General features: G+C 44.5%; 17 protein-coding genes. 14 read left to right on the forward strand and 3 right to left on the reverse strand.

Annotation, left to right across the window (positions count from 1 at the left end; genetic code table 11):
* Positions 1-26: 26 nt before the first annotated feature.
* On the forward strand, positions 27-1,118 hold the full coding sequence (locus NST58_RS03195) for a GerAB/ArcD/ProY family transporter (protein ID WP_076179795.1): 1,092 nt from the start codon (positions 27-29) through the stop codon (positions 1,116-1,118).
* Positions 1,115-2,326: a Ger(x)C family spore germination protein gene (locus tag NST58_RS03200; RefSeq protein ID WP_339246191.1), complete on the forward strand. Its 1,212-nt coding sequence runs from the start codon at positions 1,115-1,117 to the stop codon at positions 2,324-2,326. Before NST58_RS03195 ends, NST58_RS03200 begins: the two co-directional genes overlap by 4 nt.
* Positions 2,327-2,343: 17 nt before the next feature.
* Here NST58_RS03200 and NST58_RS03205 read toward each other — a convergent pair whose 3' ends face one another.
* Entirely contained in the window at positions 2,344-3,231 is an 888-nt protein-coding gene (locus tag NST58_RS03205; RefSeq protein ID WP_076124450.1) for a CHAD domain-containing protein, read from the reverse strand.
* Between the two features lie 238 nt (positions 3,232-3,469).
* Between NST58_RS03205 and NST58_RS03210 the strand changes: the two genes are divergently transcribed.
* Positions 3,470-4,363, forward strand: a complete 894-nt coding sequence (locus NST58_RS03210; RefSeq protein WP_339246194.1) for a hypothetical protein — start codon at positions 3,470-3,472, stop codon at positions 4,361-4,363.
* A gap of 102 nt (positions 4,364-4,465) precedes the next feature.
* Here the strand turns inward: NST58_RS03210 and NST58_RS03215 are convergent, their stop codons facing one another.
* A complete protein-coding gene (locus NST58_RS03215) occupies positions 4,466-5,245 on the reverse strand; it encodes a carbon-nitrogen family hydrolase (RefSeq protein WP_339246197.1) in 780 nt (259 codons plus the stop codon).
* A 164-nt stretch (positions 5,246-5,409) separates the two neighbouring features.
* Between NST58_RS03215 and NST58_RS03220 the strand changes: the two genes are divergently transcribed.
* The 8 genes from NST58_RS03220 (at position 5,410) to NST58_RS03255 (ending at position 12,162) form a co-directional block, all read left to right on the forward strand.
* Entirely contained in the window at positions 5,410-5,838 is a 429-nt protein-coding gene (locus tag NST58_RS03220) for a MarR family transcriptional regulator (protein WP_076304354.1), read from the forward strand.
* Between the two features lie 33 nt (positions 5,839-5,871).
* Positions 5,872-6,507, forward strand: coding sequence for a nitroreductase family protein (locus NST58_RS03225; RefSeq protein WP_076223389.1), 636 nt, complete (start codon positions 5,872-5,874; stop codon positions 6,505-6,507).
* Positions 6,508-6,566: 59 nt separating this feature from the next.
* A complete protein-coding gene (locus tag NST58_RS03230; RefSeq protein ID WP_339246201.1) occupies positions 6,567-6,860 on the forward strand; it encodes a putative quinol monooxygenase in 294 nt (97 codons plus the stop codon).
* 175 nt (positions 6,861-7,035) lie between these two features.
* On the forward strand, positions 7,036-8,604 hold the full coding sequence (locus tag NST58_RS03235; protein ID WP_052096745.1) for a phospholipase D-like domain-containing protein: 1,569 nt from the start codon (positions 7,036-7,038) through the stop codon (positions 8,602-8,604).
* Positions 8,605-8,666: 62 nt separating this feature from the next.
* Positions 8,667-9,044, forward strand: coding sequence for a hypothetical protein (locus NST58_RS03240; RefSeq protein WP_076279647.1), 378 nt, complete (start codon positions 8,667-8,669; stop codon positions 9,042-9,044).
* Between the two features lie 74 nt (positions 9,045-9,118).
* Positions 9,119-9,445, forward strand: a complete 327-nt coding sequence (locus NST58_RS03245) for a metalloregulator ArsR/SmtB family transcription factor (RefSeq protein ID WP_036676741.1) — start codon at positions 9,119-9,121, stop codon at positions 9,443-9,445.
* 107 nt (positions 9,446-9,552) lie between these two features.
* Positions 9,553-11,316: a SulP family inorganic anion transporter gene (locus NST58_RS03250; RefSeq protein WP_339246204.1), complete on the forward strand. Its 1,764-nt coding sequence runs from the start codon at positions 9,553-9,555 to the stop codon at positions 11,314-11,316.
* A gap of 150 nt (positions 11,317-11,466) precedes the next feature.
* Positions 11,467-12,162, forward strand: a complete 696-nt coding sequence (locus NST58_RS03255) for a DUF1361 domain-containing protein (RefSeq protein WP_038568569.1) — start codon at positions 11,467-11,469, stop codon at positions 12,160-12,162.
* On the opposite strand, the gene NST58_RS03260 is transcribed toward NST58_RS03255, so the two are convergent.
* A complete protein-coding gene (locus tag NST58_RS03260) occupies positions 12,159-12,476 on the reverse strand; it encodes an MGMT family protein (RefSeq protein ID WP_036676747.1) in 318 nt (105 codons plus the stop codon). The genes NST58_RS03255 and NST58_RS03260 overlap by 4 nt on opposite strands.
* A 215-nt stretch (positions 12,477-12,691) precedes the next feature.
* Between NST58_RS03260 and NST58_RS03265 the strand changes: the two genes are divergently transcribed.
* The 3 genes from NST58_RS03265 (at position 12,692) to NST58_RS03275 (ending at position 17,720) form a co-directional block, all read left to right on the forward strand.
* Complete coding sequence (locus NST58_RS03265) at positions 12,692-13,744, forward strand: LacI family DNA-binding transcriptional regulator (RefSeq protein ID WP_076193723.1); 1,053 nt, start codon at positions 12,692-12,694, stop codon at positions 13,742-13,744.
* A gap of 67 nt (positions 13,745-13,811) precedes the next feature.
* On the forward strand, positions 13,812-16,226 hold the full coding sequence (locus tag NST58_RS03270) for a hypothetical protein (RefSeq protein WP_339246208.1): 2,415 nt from the start codon (positions 13,812-13,814) through the stop codon (positions 16,224-16,226).
* A gap of 93 nt (positions 16,227-16,319) precedes the next feature.
* Entirely contained in the window at positions 16,320-17,720 is a 1,401-nt protein-coding gene (locus tag NST58_RS03275; RefSeq protein ID WP_076304356.1) for an extracellular solute-binding protein, read from the forward strand.
* The last annotated feature ends 23 nt before the right edge of the window (positions 17,721-17,743 follow it).

Here is a 17,743-nt window from a genome sequence, read left to right on the forward strand (position 1 = left end):
AGATCGAAGTAAAGGAGGAAGCGAATATGAGTACCGAGGTGAAGGACCGAATTACTGCTGTTCAAGCGACGATCATACTAGCCAATTATACTATTGCGGCAGGGATACTTACACTTCCTCGGACGATTGTAGAGGCTAGTGAAACTCCAGACGTGTGGATCTCCGTTTTTTTAGGGGGAGTAATTACCTTTTTAACAGGTTTAATTATAGTGAAACTTAGCCAACGGTTTCCAGGTCAAACTATTTTTCAATTTAGCGGGAAAATCATTGGCAAGCCACTTGGAGTGATGCTCTCTATATTAGTGATTGTTTATTTTCTGTGTATAGCCAGTTTTGAAGCACGTTCCGTACAGGAAGTGACCTCTTTTTTTCTGTTGGAGGGAACCCCTCCTTGGGCTATTGTTGCTGTGTTTATTTGGATAGCCTTCTATTTATGCAGAGGAGGACTTAATGCTATCACTAGCATGTGTAGGTTGATTGTTCCGATTACTTGGACAGTTTTTGTTGGAGTATGCTTGCTTAGTATTGAAGTTTTCGATATCGATAATTTGCGGCCTTTCCTTGGAGATGGTTTAGGACCGGTATGGAAGGGCATCAGGCCAACCATTCTGACTTTTACTGCTGGTGAAGCGATGCTGTTCGTTGTTGCTTTTATGGATAAGCCACAAAAAGCAGTAAAGGTAATTATTGCTGGATCATGTATATCAACGTTCTTTTATCTTTTAGCTGTTGTAATGACTATTGGTGCGTTTTCTATAGATGGAGTGGTCACAAGAACTTGGCCATTTCTTGATCTAGTGAGAAGCTTTGAGGTGAATTATCTTATTTTTGAGAGGTTTGAATCGCTGCTACTGGTAATTTGGATTATGCAAATTTTCTGCACCTTCTGCATCACTATTTATGCTGCTGCTTTGGGAGTTTCTCAAATATTTCATAAACGATTTAATAGCTGCTTATTGGCTATACTTCCAGTAGCCTATGTAGTTTCCAGAATGCCACCAAATGTGAATGCTCTATTTGCATTAGGAACAGTCGTAGGTAATTGGATGATCGTTTTATTTGGATTAATTCCATTGCCGCTGTTGATCATCGCACATTTCCGGAGGGCGGCTTCATGAAAAAATGGAGAGTGTCGATTACATTTCTTATAGTATGTATTCTGTTGACCGGTTGCTGGAGCAGTACACCAGTTGAGGAGTTAAGTATGGAGATTGGCGTTGCCCTGGACAGTGCGGAGGAGACAGGGGATGAGGAGGCAACACAGCAAGGAGGCGGGGGAAATCCCATGCCTGCCCAAATAATGAGTACCTACCAGTTTACGATTCCTCAAGGCTCAGGAGGGTCAGGTATGAAGTCTGGGGCTTCCCCATCCTCAACCAGAAATTACTATAACATGAGTGAAGTAAGTGATTCTATGTTTGAAGCATTACGGGCACTTTCACTGCGTACTAGACGTACTCCAATCGGACATCACCTTAAGGTCATTGTGATCGGTGAGAAGCTTGCACGCTCTACCAAGTTTTCTGAGTTAATTGATTTCTTTAGCAGGGATAACGATATCCGTCCCAGTGTTCTACTATATGTCAGCAAGGGAAAAGCCAGAGATGTATTGGAAAATGCGCTGCCGGGCCAAACCCCGTCATTTGTATTAGAGGGGATTTTTGTGAATAGAAGTCGGAGCACGAGGATATGGGAGCCGGTTTCAATAGCTAAAGTGGCGGGTCCTTTGCATGGTAAAAGAAGTTTCATGTTGCAGAATGTGATTTCTTTAGAAAAAGAGAAGGAGACAAAGCTGGATGGAGCAGGCGTAATTAAAGGGAAAACGGGAAAGCTCGTTGGTTTTTTAGATGCATCGGAGCTGGAAGGTATGGTCTGGCTGACTGGAAAGGGAGAGGGGGGTGCTCTCAAAGCATACGACCCGTCTAACAATAAGCTCATTACCTATGAAATCAAATCTCTGGGTAGTAAGTATAAAGCTAATGTGAAGGATGGGAAGATCTCTTTTCATGTGAAAATAGAATCTACGGGGAGATATGGTGAGGCTTTTGCCAAGAGTGCAAAGAAGTTACATGACGGCATTGTAAAGGAGGATAAAGCAGTGCTGGAGAAGCATGTCTTAGACATGCTTCAGGTCACTGTGAAAAAAATGCAGAAGGAGCTGCATACAGAGGTTGCAGGTTTCGGCAACGCTTTGCGTATTCAACATCCAGCCGTATGGCGGAGCGTAGAGGATAACTGGGATGAAACCTTTAGTGAGATTCCGATTACCTATGAAGTGAAACTAAATATTGAAGAGTATGGTGCATCAGATACATCGGCTGAATAGAAAGGACCATTTGCAATTTACTTCGTTTGTGTCTGGATAGGAATGACATCATTATGATGCAGTGCATCGAGCACTTCATCCTTTAATTGCGACGTGAAGGCATTCCATGCTTTTTTACCGATGTCCAGCTCTTCACGTCCAATAGCATTCAGTGTTTCCAGCCATAGACGTTTGTCGTTAATCAGCCCAAGTTGATCTTGAATCTCCTTATAGATCTCCTCATGCGCATGAAATTTCTGATTTAACGCAAAATCGGCCGCACTCGCGGTATAACGAAGTTCCTTAGCAGCGATTCTTAGCTGGTGCAAAGCGTCGAAGGCTTCTTTAGATTCGGCATTGTCTTCATGGAAAATAGCTTTACAGGTTTTTTTCTTTTGCTCATAAGCGATCTCAAGCTCACGCATAACAACGTTAACATTCTTTTTGGCGGCTAGGGCTTCAAGCTGCTCGCTTAGGAAGGTCTTCCACTTTTCCTCGAGGTCTTCATTAATTAGTTCAGGCAGCTCCTTAGCGAGCTTCTTGCGGTAAGTTTTGCGCTTGTCCTTTTGGTAAGCAATCACTGCCTTTAACAGGTCTGCAGTTTTGGAATCTCCGTTCTCCTTCGCTTGCTTGCGCTTGTTCTTGAAAGATTCTATTAGAACATCTGCATCTCTCACTTTACCTAATCTCTTTTGCGCTTTTTTGAAAATAGGGTACAGGCCTGAAGTGTGCCGCGGATCAAGAATGGATAATAGACTTAGCAGCTTACGGCAGTTCACTCTTGCCTGGTGGATATCTTCATCCGCGAATTTATTTAATGCGTCATGGCTGTAATCCCAAAAGTTGATATAAAGGTGGTTAAGGGCTTGTTCCCATTGCTTTGTTTTGGTTAGCTGTCGTTCTTTGGTCAGCTTGTCTCCTGTCATGCAGCATCACTCCTTAACGTTTGGGATAGCATGAATTTAGGGCTTCCCCTATTATGCTCTGGGGCAAGTCCATTTACTATAAGAATAGCGTTATCATAACCTCATTTCAATTCTCTACTCACAGCATGGAGACAGATCGGTTACAATATTACTATCATTATTTATACGGATAGGCTTGGATCTTAGCTGGTAGAGAATAGCAGGTCTCGTGGCTCATATTCGGGAAAGAGGGGCTTTGGTGGATACTCGTGAGTATGATTCAATATTTAGTAAACTTCCTTCAGAAATGGGGCTCTTTCAACATCTGAGTGCAAGGGATGAGAGCAAAGGTACAGAAGCAGGGAGCTTAGAGGATATGCTGGTCCCATTCGCTTTTGAGGAAACCTTATGCCGGGATGTTGGAGCGGGACTTATACCTCCTAGCTTACATCTGTGGAGTCATTCTGGTGGTGTGGCACTTGGACTTCGGGACAGTAAGCTACCGTGTGCAGCTCAGGCGATGCTTACGCTTGAGGCGCAAGGGATTAGAACGGCGGTTAGGCATTCCGGCGGGGCTGCGGTGCCTCTGGATGCAGGGATCATTAATGTTTCTCTAGTTCTGCCCAAAGGACGTGGAAAGCTGGACTTTCATGATGACTTTAGGCTCTTGGCTGCTTTGATCACGGAAGCGGTTGCTATAAGTCATCCACAGGCTGCGGCGCAAATTGAGGCTGGTGAGATTGTTGGTTCTTACTGCCCGGGTGATTTCGATCTGGCCATTGGTGGCCGGAAGTTTTGTGGTATTGCTCAGCGTAGGCAGAACAATGCTTATTTTGTACATGCATTTGTTGTAGTTTCTGGCTCGGGTCAAGAACGTGGTGAACAAATTCGTAATTTCTATGCGCAAGCCTCCGGAGGAGACTCCTCACTATCATATCCACGGGTTCGTCCAGAGACGATTGCTGGACTTGGTGAACTAGGTGGACCTGAAGTGGCAACAGTGTTTGTGGAGGGAATTATTCAGGCTTTAATTCATCGGGGAGTGTCCCTTAGACCATCCGGCATTTTGCAGCAAGAGACAGGATACAACTTGGACTATGATGATCCACGTGTGCTCGATGCAACGCGGGTGCTTCGCGAGCGGTATTCCTGAGATCTAAGCATGGGTTGGAGTCTGTTAAAAAAGGACGTAACGGAAAGCTGGCTAGAGCCAGCCTACGTAACGTCTTTTTTAATATTCAACAATCACGCTCTTTTAATTATACAACTCAGGACGTCTGTCCGAAAAAATCGGAATTTGTTTCCTAATCTCACGCACCTGATGTAAATCGATCTCTCCGGTTAGAATTTGTTCCTCTTCAGAAGCCTCACACACAATATCTCCCCAAGGATCAATAATCATTGAATGCCCAGCAAAGATATTGGCAGGATCGCTGCCTGCACGGTTGCAGGCTACAACATAACATTGGTTCTCGATGGCCCGGCTGATCAACAGCGCCCGCCAGTGGGACAATCTGGGCAGTGGCCATTCAGCGCAGACGAACAGGATTTCCGCCCCTTGTGCGGTATGGGCGCGAACCCACTCCGGAAAACGGATATCATAACAGATTAGGCCTGCACATAACGTATTGTCTAATGTAAATAGTCCTTTGGCTTCTCCCGGCTGCAGATACAAATGTTCATCCATCAGCTGGAACAAATGCAACTTGCTGTATTGTCCGACGAGCTCACCTGATCGATTAAATACATACATACGATTGGTTACACCAGTATCATTTCGGCTAGCGACAGAACCAGCGATGATATTAATGCTGTATTGTTTAGCCAAGCTGGAGATAAATGCCTTGGTAATTTCTCCTTCCGGATCGCCAATATCTTCTAAGCGAGTTAGATCATAACCAGTGGTCCATAGCTCAGGGAGAATCAGACAATCAGGGGCTGCGGAAGCAGCTTCACTTATTTTTTGGGCTACGGCAGCATAATTCATAGTGGGATTGCCAAATGCTATATCCAGCTGAATCAGGGATATTCTCATAGGTATCCTCCTCTTTTGTTCAAGCGTATAGCACCGGATGAGGATAAGCAATGTTGATTTTTTAAAAATGATTTGATATATTAGTTGACGGGTCAATGATTATGCGTTAGTATAATTTTATACAAAACAATTGCATGCAATTAAATATAGAAAGGAGGTATATTTTGACGGAGTACTGTCCTGAGGAAGAACATATATTTGAACTGCTGCAGGCCTTAAACAAAGGAATCTCTCCAAAATTCGAACGTTGTGCAGGGATCAGTCCCACACGGCTTCGCCTCCTGCATGAACTGTTTCGGGTAGATGAAGTCAGCCAAATCAGTCTGCAAAAGGAAATGGATATTGATGCGGCAGCCGTCACACGTCATCTGAAGGGATTGGAAGAGAGTGGCATGATCGCTCGCCGCAATAACCCAGCCGATAACAGGGTCACATTGGTCTCATTAACCGATCAAGGTCGGGAAAGAATGGTTAAATATAGCGAAGAGAAAAGGCGGTTTATCGCTACTCTTCTAACAGGTTTTAACGATCAGGAGCGAGCAGTGCTCATTGATATGCTCAATCGTCTGCAATCTAATATCATTCTGTTGTAACTTACAAAACACACTCAAAGGAGAATTAAACATATGAACGCTACACAAACAAATGATTTTCAAGAAATTATTACAGGACGCCGCTCTATCCGCAAATATGATCCATCCGTTAAAATCAGCAAAGAAGAAATGACACAGATCCTTGCCGAAGCTACACTTGCTCCATCTTCAGTGAACATGCAGCCTTGGCGTTTTCTGGTCATTGAAAGTGACGAAGCTAAAGCTACTTTAGCGCCTCTCGCTCGTTTTAATAACGTACAAGTAGAGACTTCTGCGGCTATGATTGCCATCTTTGGTGATCTGAACAACTTCGATTACGCTGAAGAAATTTACGGTACGGCTGTTGAACGTGGACTTATGCCTGCTGAAGTAAAAGAAAATCAATTAACCAGATTATCCGCTCATTTTGCTAACCTGCCACGGGAAATTAATAGAGACACCGTGCTTATCGATGGCGCACTTGTTGCTATGCAGCTGATGCTGGTTGCTCGTGCACATGGTTACGATACAAACCCAATTGGTGGATTTGAAAAAGACCAAATCGCTGAAGCGTTTGGTATGGAAAAAGATCGTTATGTTCCTGTAATGCTACTCTCCATTGGTAAAGCTGTTGATGCAGGTTACCCCTCTGTTCGTCTGCCTATCGATAAAGTTGCTGAGTGGAAATAATTATTAAAGTTAGTAAGCCAACACGCTACCATAAACACTAATCTTAGGAGGAATATACAATGATCATTATTCATGCTGTACTTAAAGTTAATCCAGAGCGTCGCGAACAGTTTTTGACGGAGTCTAAAGCATTACTGGCTGCTACTCATGCTGAAGAGGGTAACCTTTCTTATGAGCTATATGAGAATGCTGGAGAAGCCAACTCATTTATTATGATTGAGCAATGGCGTGATGCTGAAGCAGTATCCAGCCACAATACGAGCGCTCATTTCACTGCTTTCTCAGCTAAAGCTGGCGAATTCTTGGCTGCTCCTCTAGATGTTAAAGTATTTAGCGCAGAACAGGCAAAATAAGCTGTCTCCATTCTTAGCGAATTTTGTTTAAACCTTAACAGGGATGATCTATAGCCATAAAGGCGGTGGGGCATCCCTATTTTGCATTTCACCCCGTTTATAAAAAGGAGATCTAGGGTATCTATCCTTACCTTGATTCAAAGGCATGCAATATAAACGATGGGGGACTTTACATATGAAGACACAGAGAAATATGATTGATTTCTTGAATTATTATCTATCCGGCGGATCGCTTGCCCGTATTATGGGTGTAGCAGGAGAAGAGGTGGAGCGTAAGCTTGAGGGGATAGACCTAGAGGCTGCCAGAGCCTATCGTCAGACGCTTGGCGGAGTCATTACGACAAGTCAGCAGCTATTCCAGCTTCCTGGATTTAGCCCAAGCTTACTGGAACAACTTACTGAAGTATTGGGCAGACTAGACTCAGGCAAGCTAAAGGTTCTGGCTCCGCAGACTACGTGGAATAATCAAGTAACACCTTACGTGAATGGTCCAGAGTGTCTAGGAATGATATTAGAGGAGATCAGAAAAGCGCAGCATTATATCCACCTGTCTGTCATGCTTTTTTTTAATGATCGCTCGGGCAATCTGGTTGCAGATGAACTGTTTTATGCTCTTAAGCGTGGCGTTAAGGTAAGGGTTATGGTCAATTACACATTGACGGCTTTGGGGTACGGAAATAATCTGGAGTACGGCCAGTTCTCCAAGATTGCTGATCAGCTTGAGAATGCAGGCGCCAAGCTGCTGAATACCTTCAATTCGTATTATACAGCCATTGAATGGCGGGTGAAACGAAAGGCGCTGGAGCAAGAAGGAGTGCCGGAAAGTATCCTGTTTCTGCAGGATAAAGTGCAAGAGGATGTTGAGGTTACAGGACTGAATGTCATCGATCATCGGAAGTTTATGGTCATAGATGGGGTAACCTCGATTATAGGCAGTGTAAATATTGGTGACCAATATACGTATGAGACCCCAGTGCAGGCATCCTCTGCAATGAGTATAGATGGACATCCACAGGGGATTCCTAGTAAAGAGGCTGAGTGGCATGATGGCTGCTTCCGGATTCGCGGCGCAGCAGCGCAGCCTTTGAATGCGATGTTCTATTCTCGCTGGCTGCTTCTAGGCGGAGATCATTTTGATGTGAATGATGTCTTTTATTATCCGGATGTGGATTATCATTTTGGTGAGGAAGAATGTACGCTGTTAGCAAGCTTTCCAGGTAACCCGGTTAACCTGATTCAACAATATTATCTGGATTTAATTACTTACGCGGCTGAAGAGACTATCATCGTGAATCCTTATTTGATTGATCAGGATTTTTGGGATCGGCTTGGGCTGCTTGGTCCGGAATGCTCGTGTAATTTGAACATTTGTAACCCGCTGGAGGTTAATGATCATCCTACAAATCGCGCGGCGGTAAGAGGCAATATGTATATGCCGTTTATTAACGGTGTTTCCTTCTATGACTACAGTGCCACCGGTCGATTTTCCCATTGGAAAATTACCTATGATCATAGATCACAAGCCGTTTTTCATGGTTCATATAATATCAACGAAAGAAGTGCCTGCCACGATTTTGAGCTGGGAATGCTGGTAAAAGGGGAGGCCTTTGCAGAGCAGATAAAGTCTATGATCGATTATGACCTGAGTGTCTCGCGGAAGATTACCAGTAAAAGTGAGTTCTTTAAGCATCCTTGGTTACACCCTAGTACTTATCTGAATAAGGCAACCCAGAATTATACTTGATAAATTGGGCTAATTCTCATGATATAATGATCGTTATAAATCATTAGGGTGGAGTATGGGCTATGCAAATCAAAATTACAAAAAGTGGTTTGAAAAAGGACGAGGTATTTTTTCTCACAGAATTTGGGGAGGGCCGGGGAATCTGGTGTGGTGCTCCTGTGAATCCAGGGGCAGAAATGGATGTGGAATTGGAGCTTTCGGAGCTGCTTATGAGGTGGGTGGATATCCATCCTGTGCCTGCAGGTGAGTTCAACATCAGGCTCGAACAGGATAGGGTTATTTTTACGGGCGTGTTGGAGAATATTGAAGAAGATGGCACAGGATTTTTACGAATAGGTGAAGGGTTAGTGATGTTCGAGTGTCTCGGTGAACCTATGGCACTGGGTGTGTTCGTAGAATTGCAGGTCCGTGATGTGCGAATCTATCCCTTCAGTATTTGACGCTTCTTAGGGACTAAGATAACATACAAAGATAACATTAGATTCAGAAAGTTAAGCATGAGGAGTAGAAAGCTATGAACACCGAAATTCAGCAATTTAAGACCGAATTCTTCAAGGCGCTGGCTCATCCGATGCGTATTCGTATTCTGGAGCTGCTTAGCGAAGGTGAGAAGAATGTGAATGAACTGCAGGCTATTCTCGGCTCGGAAGGTTCTGCTGTATCCCAGCAGCTAGCTGTTTTACGCGCCAAAAATGTAGTAACCAGTGTGAAAGAAGGCACCACAGTCATTTATGCCTTGCGTGATCCTCTGATCAAGGACCTTCTGGTCGTGGCCAAACAAATATTTGATAACCATCTCGTGAATACCATTTCATTGCTGGAAGGCATGCGCGGCGAGTGAAAATGGAATAGATTAACGTTATTTTGGCGTTGACAACAGTCGCGTCCTAGAGTAATGTTCTTCTTATATTCAAATAATCAGATATTTAAAGAAAAGAAGGTTTGAACATGACAGGGCGGGGTCGTTATAAAGGCTACAACATGAACGCTTTTCGCAAGGATTTGATATCAGGGACAATCGTCGGGGTTATTGCCATTCCTTTAGGGATGGCATTTGCTATTGCTTCTGGTGTAAAGCCGGAATATGGCATTTATACGACAATCGTTGCCGGCATATGTATTTCATTGTTCGGGGGATCGAAATTTCAGATTGGTGGACCGACAGGTGCATTTATTCCTATCTTGTTCGCCATTGGGATGCAGTATGGTTATGAGAACCTGCTGTTAGCGGGGATGATGGCGGGGGTTATTTTAGTCCTCATGGGATTGTTAAGGCTGGGTGTACTGATTAAATTTATTCCGAAGCCGGTCACGATTGGTTTCACAGCAGGAATAGCGGTTATTATCTTCACCGGACAGATTGCTAACTTCCTTGGGTTAAGGGATATTGAACGGCACGAGAGCTTTGTAGATAACATGAAAGAAATTGGACTTCATCTATCGACGATCAATGGATATAGTATCCTGACCGCCGCGATTTGTCTGGCCGTTGTTATCCTAGCGATTCGCTTTGCTCCGAAGGTGCCGGGTTCATTGGTCGGTCTTCTTTGTGCAACTGTCATAGCAGCGTTATTTTTTAGCGGTAAGGTGACTACGATTGGTTTGGCCTATGGGAATATCCCTAATACATTACCAAGCTTCCGTTTTCCGACCATTACCTGGGAGCGGATTATACTGCTGATTCGTCCGGCCTTTATCATCGCGATGTTGGGTGCTATTGAATCCTTATTGTCAGCTGTCGTAGCTGATGGGATGACGGGTAGCCGCCATAACAGCAACCGTGAACTGATTGGTCAGGGAATCGCCAATATTGCAGCTCCATTGTTTGGAGGAATTCCAGCCACGGGTGCCATTGCCAGAACCGCCACAAATATCAAAAGCGGCGCAGTTTCTCCGATCTCAGGGATCGTTCATGGGGTAGTGGTATTCCTAATTCTTCTGTTGTTTGCACCCTATGCTTCTAGTATTCCGTTGGCAGCGATGGCTCCTATCTTGATGGTAGTAGCTTGGAATATGAGTGAGCGTAAACAATTTCTTCAATTGCTTAAAATCAAAACAGGCGATTCTTTGGTATTATTCATCACTTTCTTGTTGACGATATTTGCAGATTTAACGCTGGCTGTAGAGGTGGGATTGATTCTTGCGGTGATTTTGTTTGTGAAACGGATGGGAGAGGTTCATCTGGTATCCAAAGTATTGCCTGATCCTAATTCCGTCAAGGTAGGAGCACATATGGTAACGGAGAGTCATGATTGTCCGCAGATTGGGATTTATACCGTGGAAGGGCCGCTGTTTTTTGGCGCTGCGTATAGATTTGATGACACCATGCCGGGTTATGGCTCCGATCAGCCGAAAATTATATTAATGCGGATGGGAAAAGTGCCATTCATGGATACTACGGGCGAATCCAATCTGGCGGAGCTGGTGCGGCATCTCCATGCTGTTGGAGGGAAACTGATGATCTCCGGTGTTCAGCCGCAGCCGCTTGAGCTACTTAAGAGAACCGGGCTATATGACAAAATAGGAGAGGCACAGTTCTATCATCATACCGGTGAAGCGATCAATGAAGCTCTTAGCAGTATTAATCACAATAAATGTATCGGATGCAGTCATGCGGCGTTTAGGGAGTGTACGGCATTATCCTGTCAGGAGGATGCAGGTGGACTACGAGGTCTGACAGGACGCAAGAAGCCAGCATTGCCTCTGAACTAATCAGCGGTACTTGAGCTTAATAAATAAAGTCGGCCTGGGCGCTATTCTTGCGTCTGGGCTTTTGTATTAAAATTGGACTTCGGAATTCTGAATTTGTACAATTAGGTATAAGTTTAATGTAATCAATATCGATAAGGAGAATATAAGCTCATGAAGGAATTGAATTATCCGAAGGTGTTTATGCTCTTGGCGGGATTGTCTGTCGCTACATTGGCGGTATATCGTGTAGTGTCACTTCAGACGGATTCGTTTTACGGTTTTTTAATTTGGAATTTGTTCTTAGCATGGATTCCGTTTTTATTCTCCATGGCTGCTTATGAGCTAGACAAAAGGAAGATAGGCGGTCTATTACTTCTTCCTTTGGGTGTCGCGTGGCTGCTGTTCTTTCCCAACGCGCCTTATCTCATGACTGACCTGGTGCATTTAACGGTAAGAAAAAGTAGATATATCGTGGAGGGAGCCATTCAGAATCGCTACTGGTATGACTTGGTCACTCTTTTATTGTTCACCTGGAGTGGATGGTTGACCGGTTTTTTCTCATTGTATCAGTTCCAGACGGTCATTTATCGTAAAAGCAACCTGCTGTGGTCATGGGTATTCGTGCTTGCGGCATGTATGCTCGGGGGATATGGTGTACTGCTTGGCCGAGTCTACAGACTCAATAGCTGGGACGTCCTGACGGACAGGCATCAGTTGTATCAACTTGTTCTGGATAGCCTGAATCTCCAGTCCGTATTTTTCAGCTTGTTCATTGCCTTTGTCCTGCTGGTCATTTACGCGACGATGTATTGTCTACTCAATGCTCTTGGCACCGGAGAAAGACGAAGAGTTACCAGAGGGTACTAATCGGTACACTCCGGCTCAAACTGGAATTGTTTCAGATCTACCACACCTTTTTCATTAAAACTAACTCCCTCTCCCTGTAGATAGAGCCTCTGGAGGGAGTTAGACTCATCCTCAGTTAGTGCGATCATTCCTTTAGCATTAATGACCCGATGCCAGGGCAGCTTATATTTTTTGCTCATGGAATGAAGGATGCGAACGACCTGCCTCGCTCCTCTTGGGCTGCCTGCCGCGCGGGCAACTCCTCCGTAAGTCATCACTTTACCTTCTGGTATAGACTGTATGATATGAATAACTCTCTCAGTAAATGGTGTCATAGCAAGCTCAAGCTCCTATATCTTATTTTTATCCAATGAACAACAGATAAATCAATTCTAAACGAAACGGGGGACGAACAGGAGGATTTTTTGAGAATAGCAAAAAAGGGGTTGCAAAGCAATAAATACGCGTGGTATATTTTAACTGTAAAAATAATCTAAACGTTTAACAACGTGATTAAAAGAGTTCCCATAATAAGATAGGAGAAGGTGTAATGAGGAAAACCAGCATTAAAGACATAGCCGCAAAGGCTAATGTTTCGATTGCTACAGTCTCCTATGTGCTTAATGGTACCCGCAATGTACGTTCCGATACAAGGGAACGAGTTGTTGCAGCCATTGAGGAGTTGAATTATAAGCCGAATGCTATTGCGAAGAGTCTCAAACTCAACCGTACGAATACAATAGGTGTTATTGCAGAAGATGTGACGGTATTTAACACCCCCGATATTATCGATGGAATTAATGATTTTGGAGATCGTAATGATTTGCATATTTTACTGGTGAATCTTCGTTTGGACAAGCGTATCGGCCGTAACTTCTCGAATACGGAAGACTATCGAAAGTATGCCGCTAATGCGGTTGCCGAACTGCTCAGTAATCAAGTGGATGGGATTATTTATATCGGTGTTCATCCCCGTGATTTAACGGGTTTAATCGATACGGAAGGTAAGCCTATTGTGTATACCTACTCTTACACACAGGACGATATCTCTATCCAGTATAATGATGAGCAAGCTGCTTACCAAGCCATGTCCTACTTGGTTAACCAAGGACATAGCAGAATTGCTGTAATCAGTGGTTTGATGGATTCAATCCCTTCCAGATTAAGACTGAACGGTTATTACAAGGCCGTTACTGAATATCAATTACCGTTCGATCCACTGTTAATTAAGATGGGAGACTGGGAGAGGGAATCAGGGTATCGTCTTACCTCCGAGTTGCTCGCTTTGCCGGAGCCTCCAACCGCGATTCTTTCCATGAATGATGTAATGGTTGTAGGTATTTTGCAGGCGGCAGAGGAAAAAGGGTTTAAAATACCGGATGATCTGTCGGTTGTCGGTTTTGATAATCGTGAATTCAGTGATTACTTACGCCCGCGTATAACAACAATGGGACTTCCGCTACATGAGATGGGCTATCAAGCTATTGAGGTTTTGTTCAATTTAATCAAGGGGACGAAGATGGATTCACTGACCATGCCGGAGTGCCGGTTGATCGAACGTGATTCTGTGGCTACGTTAAAAAATGCTGTGAGACAAAAATAAGTTTCACAGCTCCTTTTTCCTCATAAATCTAAACGTTTAACTTAAAATATTGAAGAGGTGCTAGGCAATGACGATTCTAGGCAACGAAAATTTCAGGATGGAGTTAAGCGACCGCGGAGCACTTCAGTCTCTGATATTACAGGGCGACCCTAGTGAAATGAATTGGGTAGTTGATCCGTCTTATTTGAAAGAGGCAGGTTATGCGGATACAGATAAGCTATTCGGAGAATGGACAATAGAGCTAGACGGGAATATCATAAAAAGCACTGATCTGTTGCCCAAAATCACACCAGAAGGAAAAAACCGTGTATTTGTGGATTTTGAAGGTGCGCCGATTGCAATCAGACTTACATATTCTTTGGAAGATGAGCGACTAAGATGGACTATTGAAGCTATGAACCGATCAACACAGTCTGTAAGAATTAATGGACTTCATGTGTGGTTTTCGCTCGCTTATGTCATGTACCGAGATGAAAATGTGCAGCGCAATATGAGTCAGTCCTGTGCAGTATTCCCCCATCTTGGTGGAGATTTCGCTAAAATTGCTGCCATTCGACGGAGCAACGAAGCACCACATCTGGGTGTTTATGGTGTTCAGGGCAGAACAGTAACCCTAGGTACTTATTGTAGTTATAAGAATCGTTTTCTTGAGCAGGTTTCCCCTTCTTTGGATGGTCTGCTGTATCATCGGCTATCGTTGGTGGAGGACGGATCATCTATGACCGAATCTGCAGCTGCCGACTGGATATATGGTGGCGCTTACAGTCCGCTGGATCTTGACGCTGGAGAAACCTCCAGCTGGGAATACATATTCCATCCCTGTCAGAATCGAGATGATTTCTATAGGCAGGGTATGGCCTATGGACATCCGCGCTGGAGCTATACGCCTGTATTAACCCGGGGAGGAAGGTTCGAAGCTGTTGTTGATCTGCCGCAGGGCCAGGCTCTACGTGAGCTGCGTTTGTATAGCACTTCAACGGCAACGGAGCTGATCCGCCAGGAGAATATTACGAACGAAGCTGTACGGTTGGAGTCAGGCAGCAGCTACACTATATCTTTACAGCGTTTGGAGCCGGGAGAACATAAGCTGGAGCTGGGGCTAGAAGATGGACGGACCGATATCCTGGTCTGGAATGTACTGGAGTCGATTGACCTGATTCTGGAAAAGAGAGCCGAGTGGTTGGTAAATAACAACTTTGGAGGGACAGGTGAGGCTGAGAGGCCATATGCCTTCCGTCCGCTATCGAATCAGGGAGAATCGCTGGGTAAGGTTGCTTTTCTTCTGATGAAGAATAGCATGGCCAAGGCTGTCCCCGAACAAGTAGCTAAGGCCGAGATTGCCGCAGTATTGGATGTGAAGGAGCATTGGTTTGAAGGCGGAGATTTCAATCATCCGCGTCCCTTGTATGGAGAATTCTACCGCATTTATGATCTGGATTATATTGGGCATGTCTTTTATCTATTGTCACGAATGGATGGTTCATTACTTAAAATTCATTCTCCTAGAGAATATCTACAATGGGCTGCCGAAATCATGTGCCTTCGCCTAGACCCTGATCGGCATAGTGGGCAGCGTGAACAGGATGAGAGCCGTCTAAATGGTATATTTGTGCTCTATATTCTTGATTTATTAGAGGCACTGAAGCAGAGCGGTCTTTCAGAAGAGTATAAACGTCTACTTACCTTATGGGAGCAATTTGGCAGAAATCTGGAGACAGGGATACAGCAGTATGAGGGAGCTATAACGGAGCATTTTTACGATAATGCAGGATTTGGTCCTACCTGTGAAACATTGTGTCACCTTGGAAATAAAGAGGAGGCTCAGCGTTATGGGCAACTAATTCTGGCAAATATCGGATTCAGCAATGATTACAGAGTGCAGAATCCGGATCGTTGGTGGGAAGCTTTGTCGTATATGATTCATTCCCTTTGGGGTGGATTGGTAGCAGGTGCATCCCGGGTTGCCTATGAATTCCTTGGAGACCCTGAATATTTGGAAGCCGCTTACCGTTCTACGATGGCAGTATTCAATTGTTACGATTGGAATGTACGCTCTACTCCACGCCGTTTGTTGCCTGGAGAGGCAGCCTCTACATATAGTGTGGCAGCTCCTAACCTGAACATGCCAGAATTGTCGCGAAACCGTTTTGGGCAATCCGTATTTGTGGGGGCAAGTGATTCCTTGTTTGCTTCGCTGTTCTCGGGTGTGACAGGAGATGATTGGGATATGGGGGAGGAGCTAGTGGCCTATCTAATGGGCTTCGGGACAACCACATATTTGTACAGGGATCCACGCGGAAAGATGCGCTGTATTAACGGTTATATTGAAGAAGACTCGGAGGGCTGGATCGTAACAAGTTACGCTGCATATCCGTCAAGATATGTGCTGCTTGAGGATAAGCTCGAATATCGCACAACTGAGGGGATACTAGAGCCTCGCGTAAGACTGGCAGGCGGAGGAATATTCAGCCCTTGTCTGTAATCGCTAAGAATGACAAACCATGATGATTTTAGGCTAAAGCTTTAAATGCTTGGCTTGAAATAAATAGATATGAAAAAAAGGGAGGCAACAAACATGAAGTTTGGAAAACGTACTCTAGTTCTATCTTTAGCATCAATGATGGTTTTTTCCGCACTGGCAGGCTGTTCGGGCAATTCCAACAACGCGGCTCCAAAGGCATCTGAAGGGTCTGGAGCAGCCAACAAGGAAACTACGCCTGATAAAGATGTAACCTTGGAATTATTGTATTGGGGTGATGATGTACAGAAAAAGCTGGTAGAAGCGGCAGCAGAAAAATATACAGCCGACACCGGAGTGAAAATCAATGCACAAGTACTTCCAGCAGATGGCTCCTTTGATACATTTATTCAGACCCGGCTCGAATCCGGTGAACTTCCAGATATCAGTTATATGGGTGAAGGCGATATCCAAAAGTACAATGAAATGGGAATTATCGAAGATATCAGCGATTTATTAGCGGACGGAAGCATTCCTGAAAAACTATCAGCGATTACAATCCATTCACCTGAGCAAAAAGTGATTGGAGTCGGCCTATCCAACCAGTTGGAGCTGCTTTACTATAGCAAGTCCAAATTTGATGCAGCAGGTCTTGAATATCCACCCTCCAAAGTTGAAAATGCGTGGGATTGGGATACATTCGTGACAAACGCGAAAAAGCTAACGACAGATACTAAAGGAAAAACAGCGGCAGATGAAGGCTTTGATGCTGCTCTGACCGAGAACTACGGGCTTGGTATGACAGCGGGACGGGAGTTCCACCACTTCTGGGCAGCTTATGCCAACGGTGGCGGGATTGTTTCGCCGGATGGAAAGGAGTTTCAATGGGATTCTCCCAAAACGGTTGATGCCATCCAGAAGCTAGCTGACCTCGTTAACAAAGACAAGGTTGCATCCGCTTTCAATTACACTTGGAATTCTGGAATTGGTTCTGCGGTAGACGCTTTGAGTGGTGGTTATGCCATGGCAATCAGCGGATCTTGGGATCTAGCTAATATCAAAGGTAATGAAGATATCGGCGTTGGCGTTCTGCCTAAGATGGAAAAGGCAGTAACGATGAACTGTGGTGCTCCGCTTGTTGTGTACAATACATCGAAGCACATTGAGGAAGCCAAGAAATTCTATGCTTACATGGTCAACCCTGAGAACAGTCTGGAGCTGCTGAAGAGTGGTGCGTGGTTGCCGAACCAGGCAGATTGGTATACCGATCCTACCTTGGTTGAAAAGTGGACCTCCGATCTTCCTGAAAGCGCAAAAGAAACTATCCTTAGTTATTCCACAACGAAAGACGCTATCGCACAATGGCCTGCATATTACGTTCCTGCCTACCTCAAGATGAATACTGAATATGAGAAATCTATTGATCAGGCGTTGGCAGGTAAGAAAAGTGTTAAAGAAGTCTATGACGCGATCATGCCAGCGATCAAGCAGTTGTTCGAGAGCGGCAAGGTTTCCTAATTAGAGCTTATATTTGAAAAGAG

It is taken from the genome of Paenibacillus sp. FSL R10-2796, assembly GCF_037965315.1.
GTDB lineage: Bacteria > Bacillota > Bacilli > Paenibacillales > Paenibacillaceae > Paenibacillus_AQ > Paenibacillus_AQ odorifer.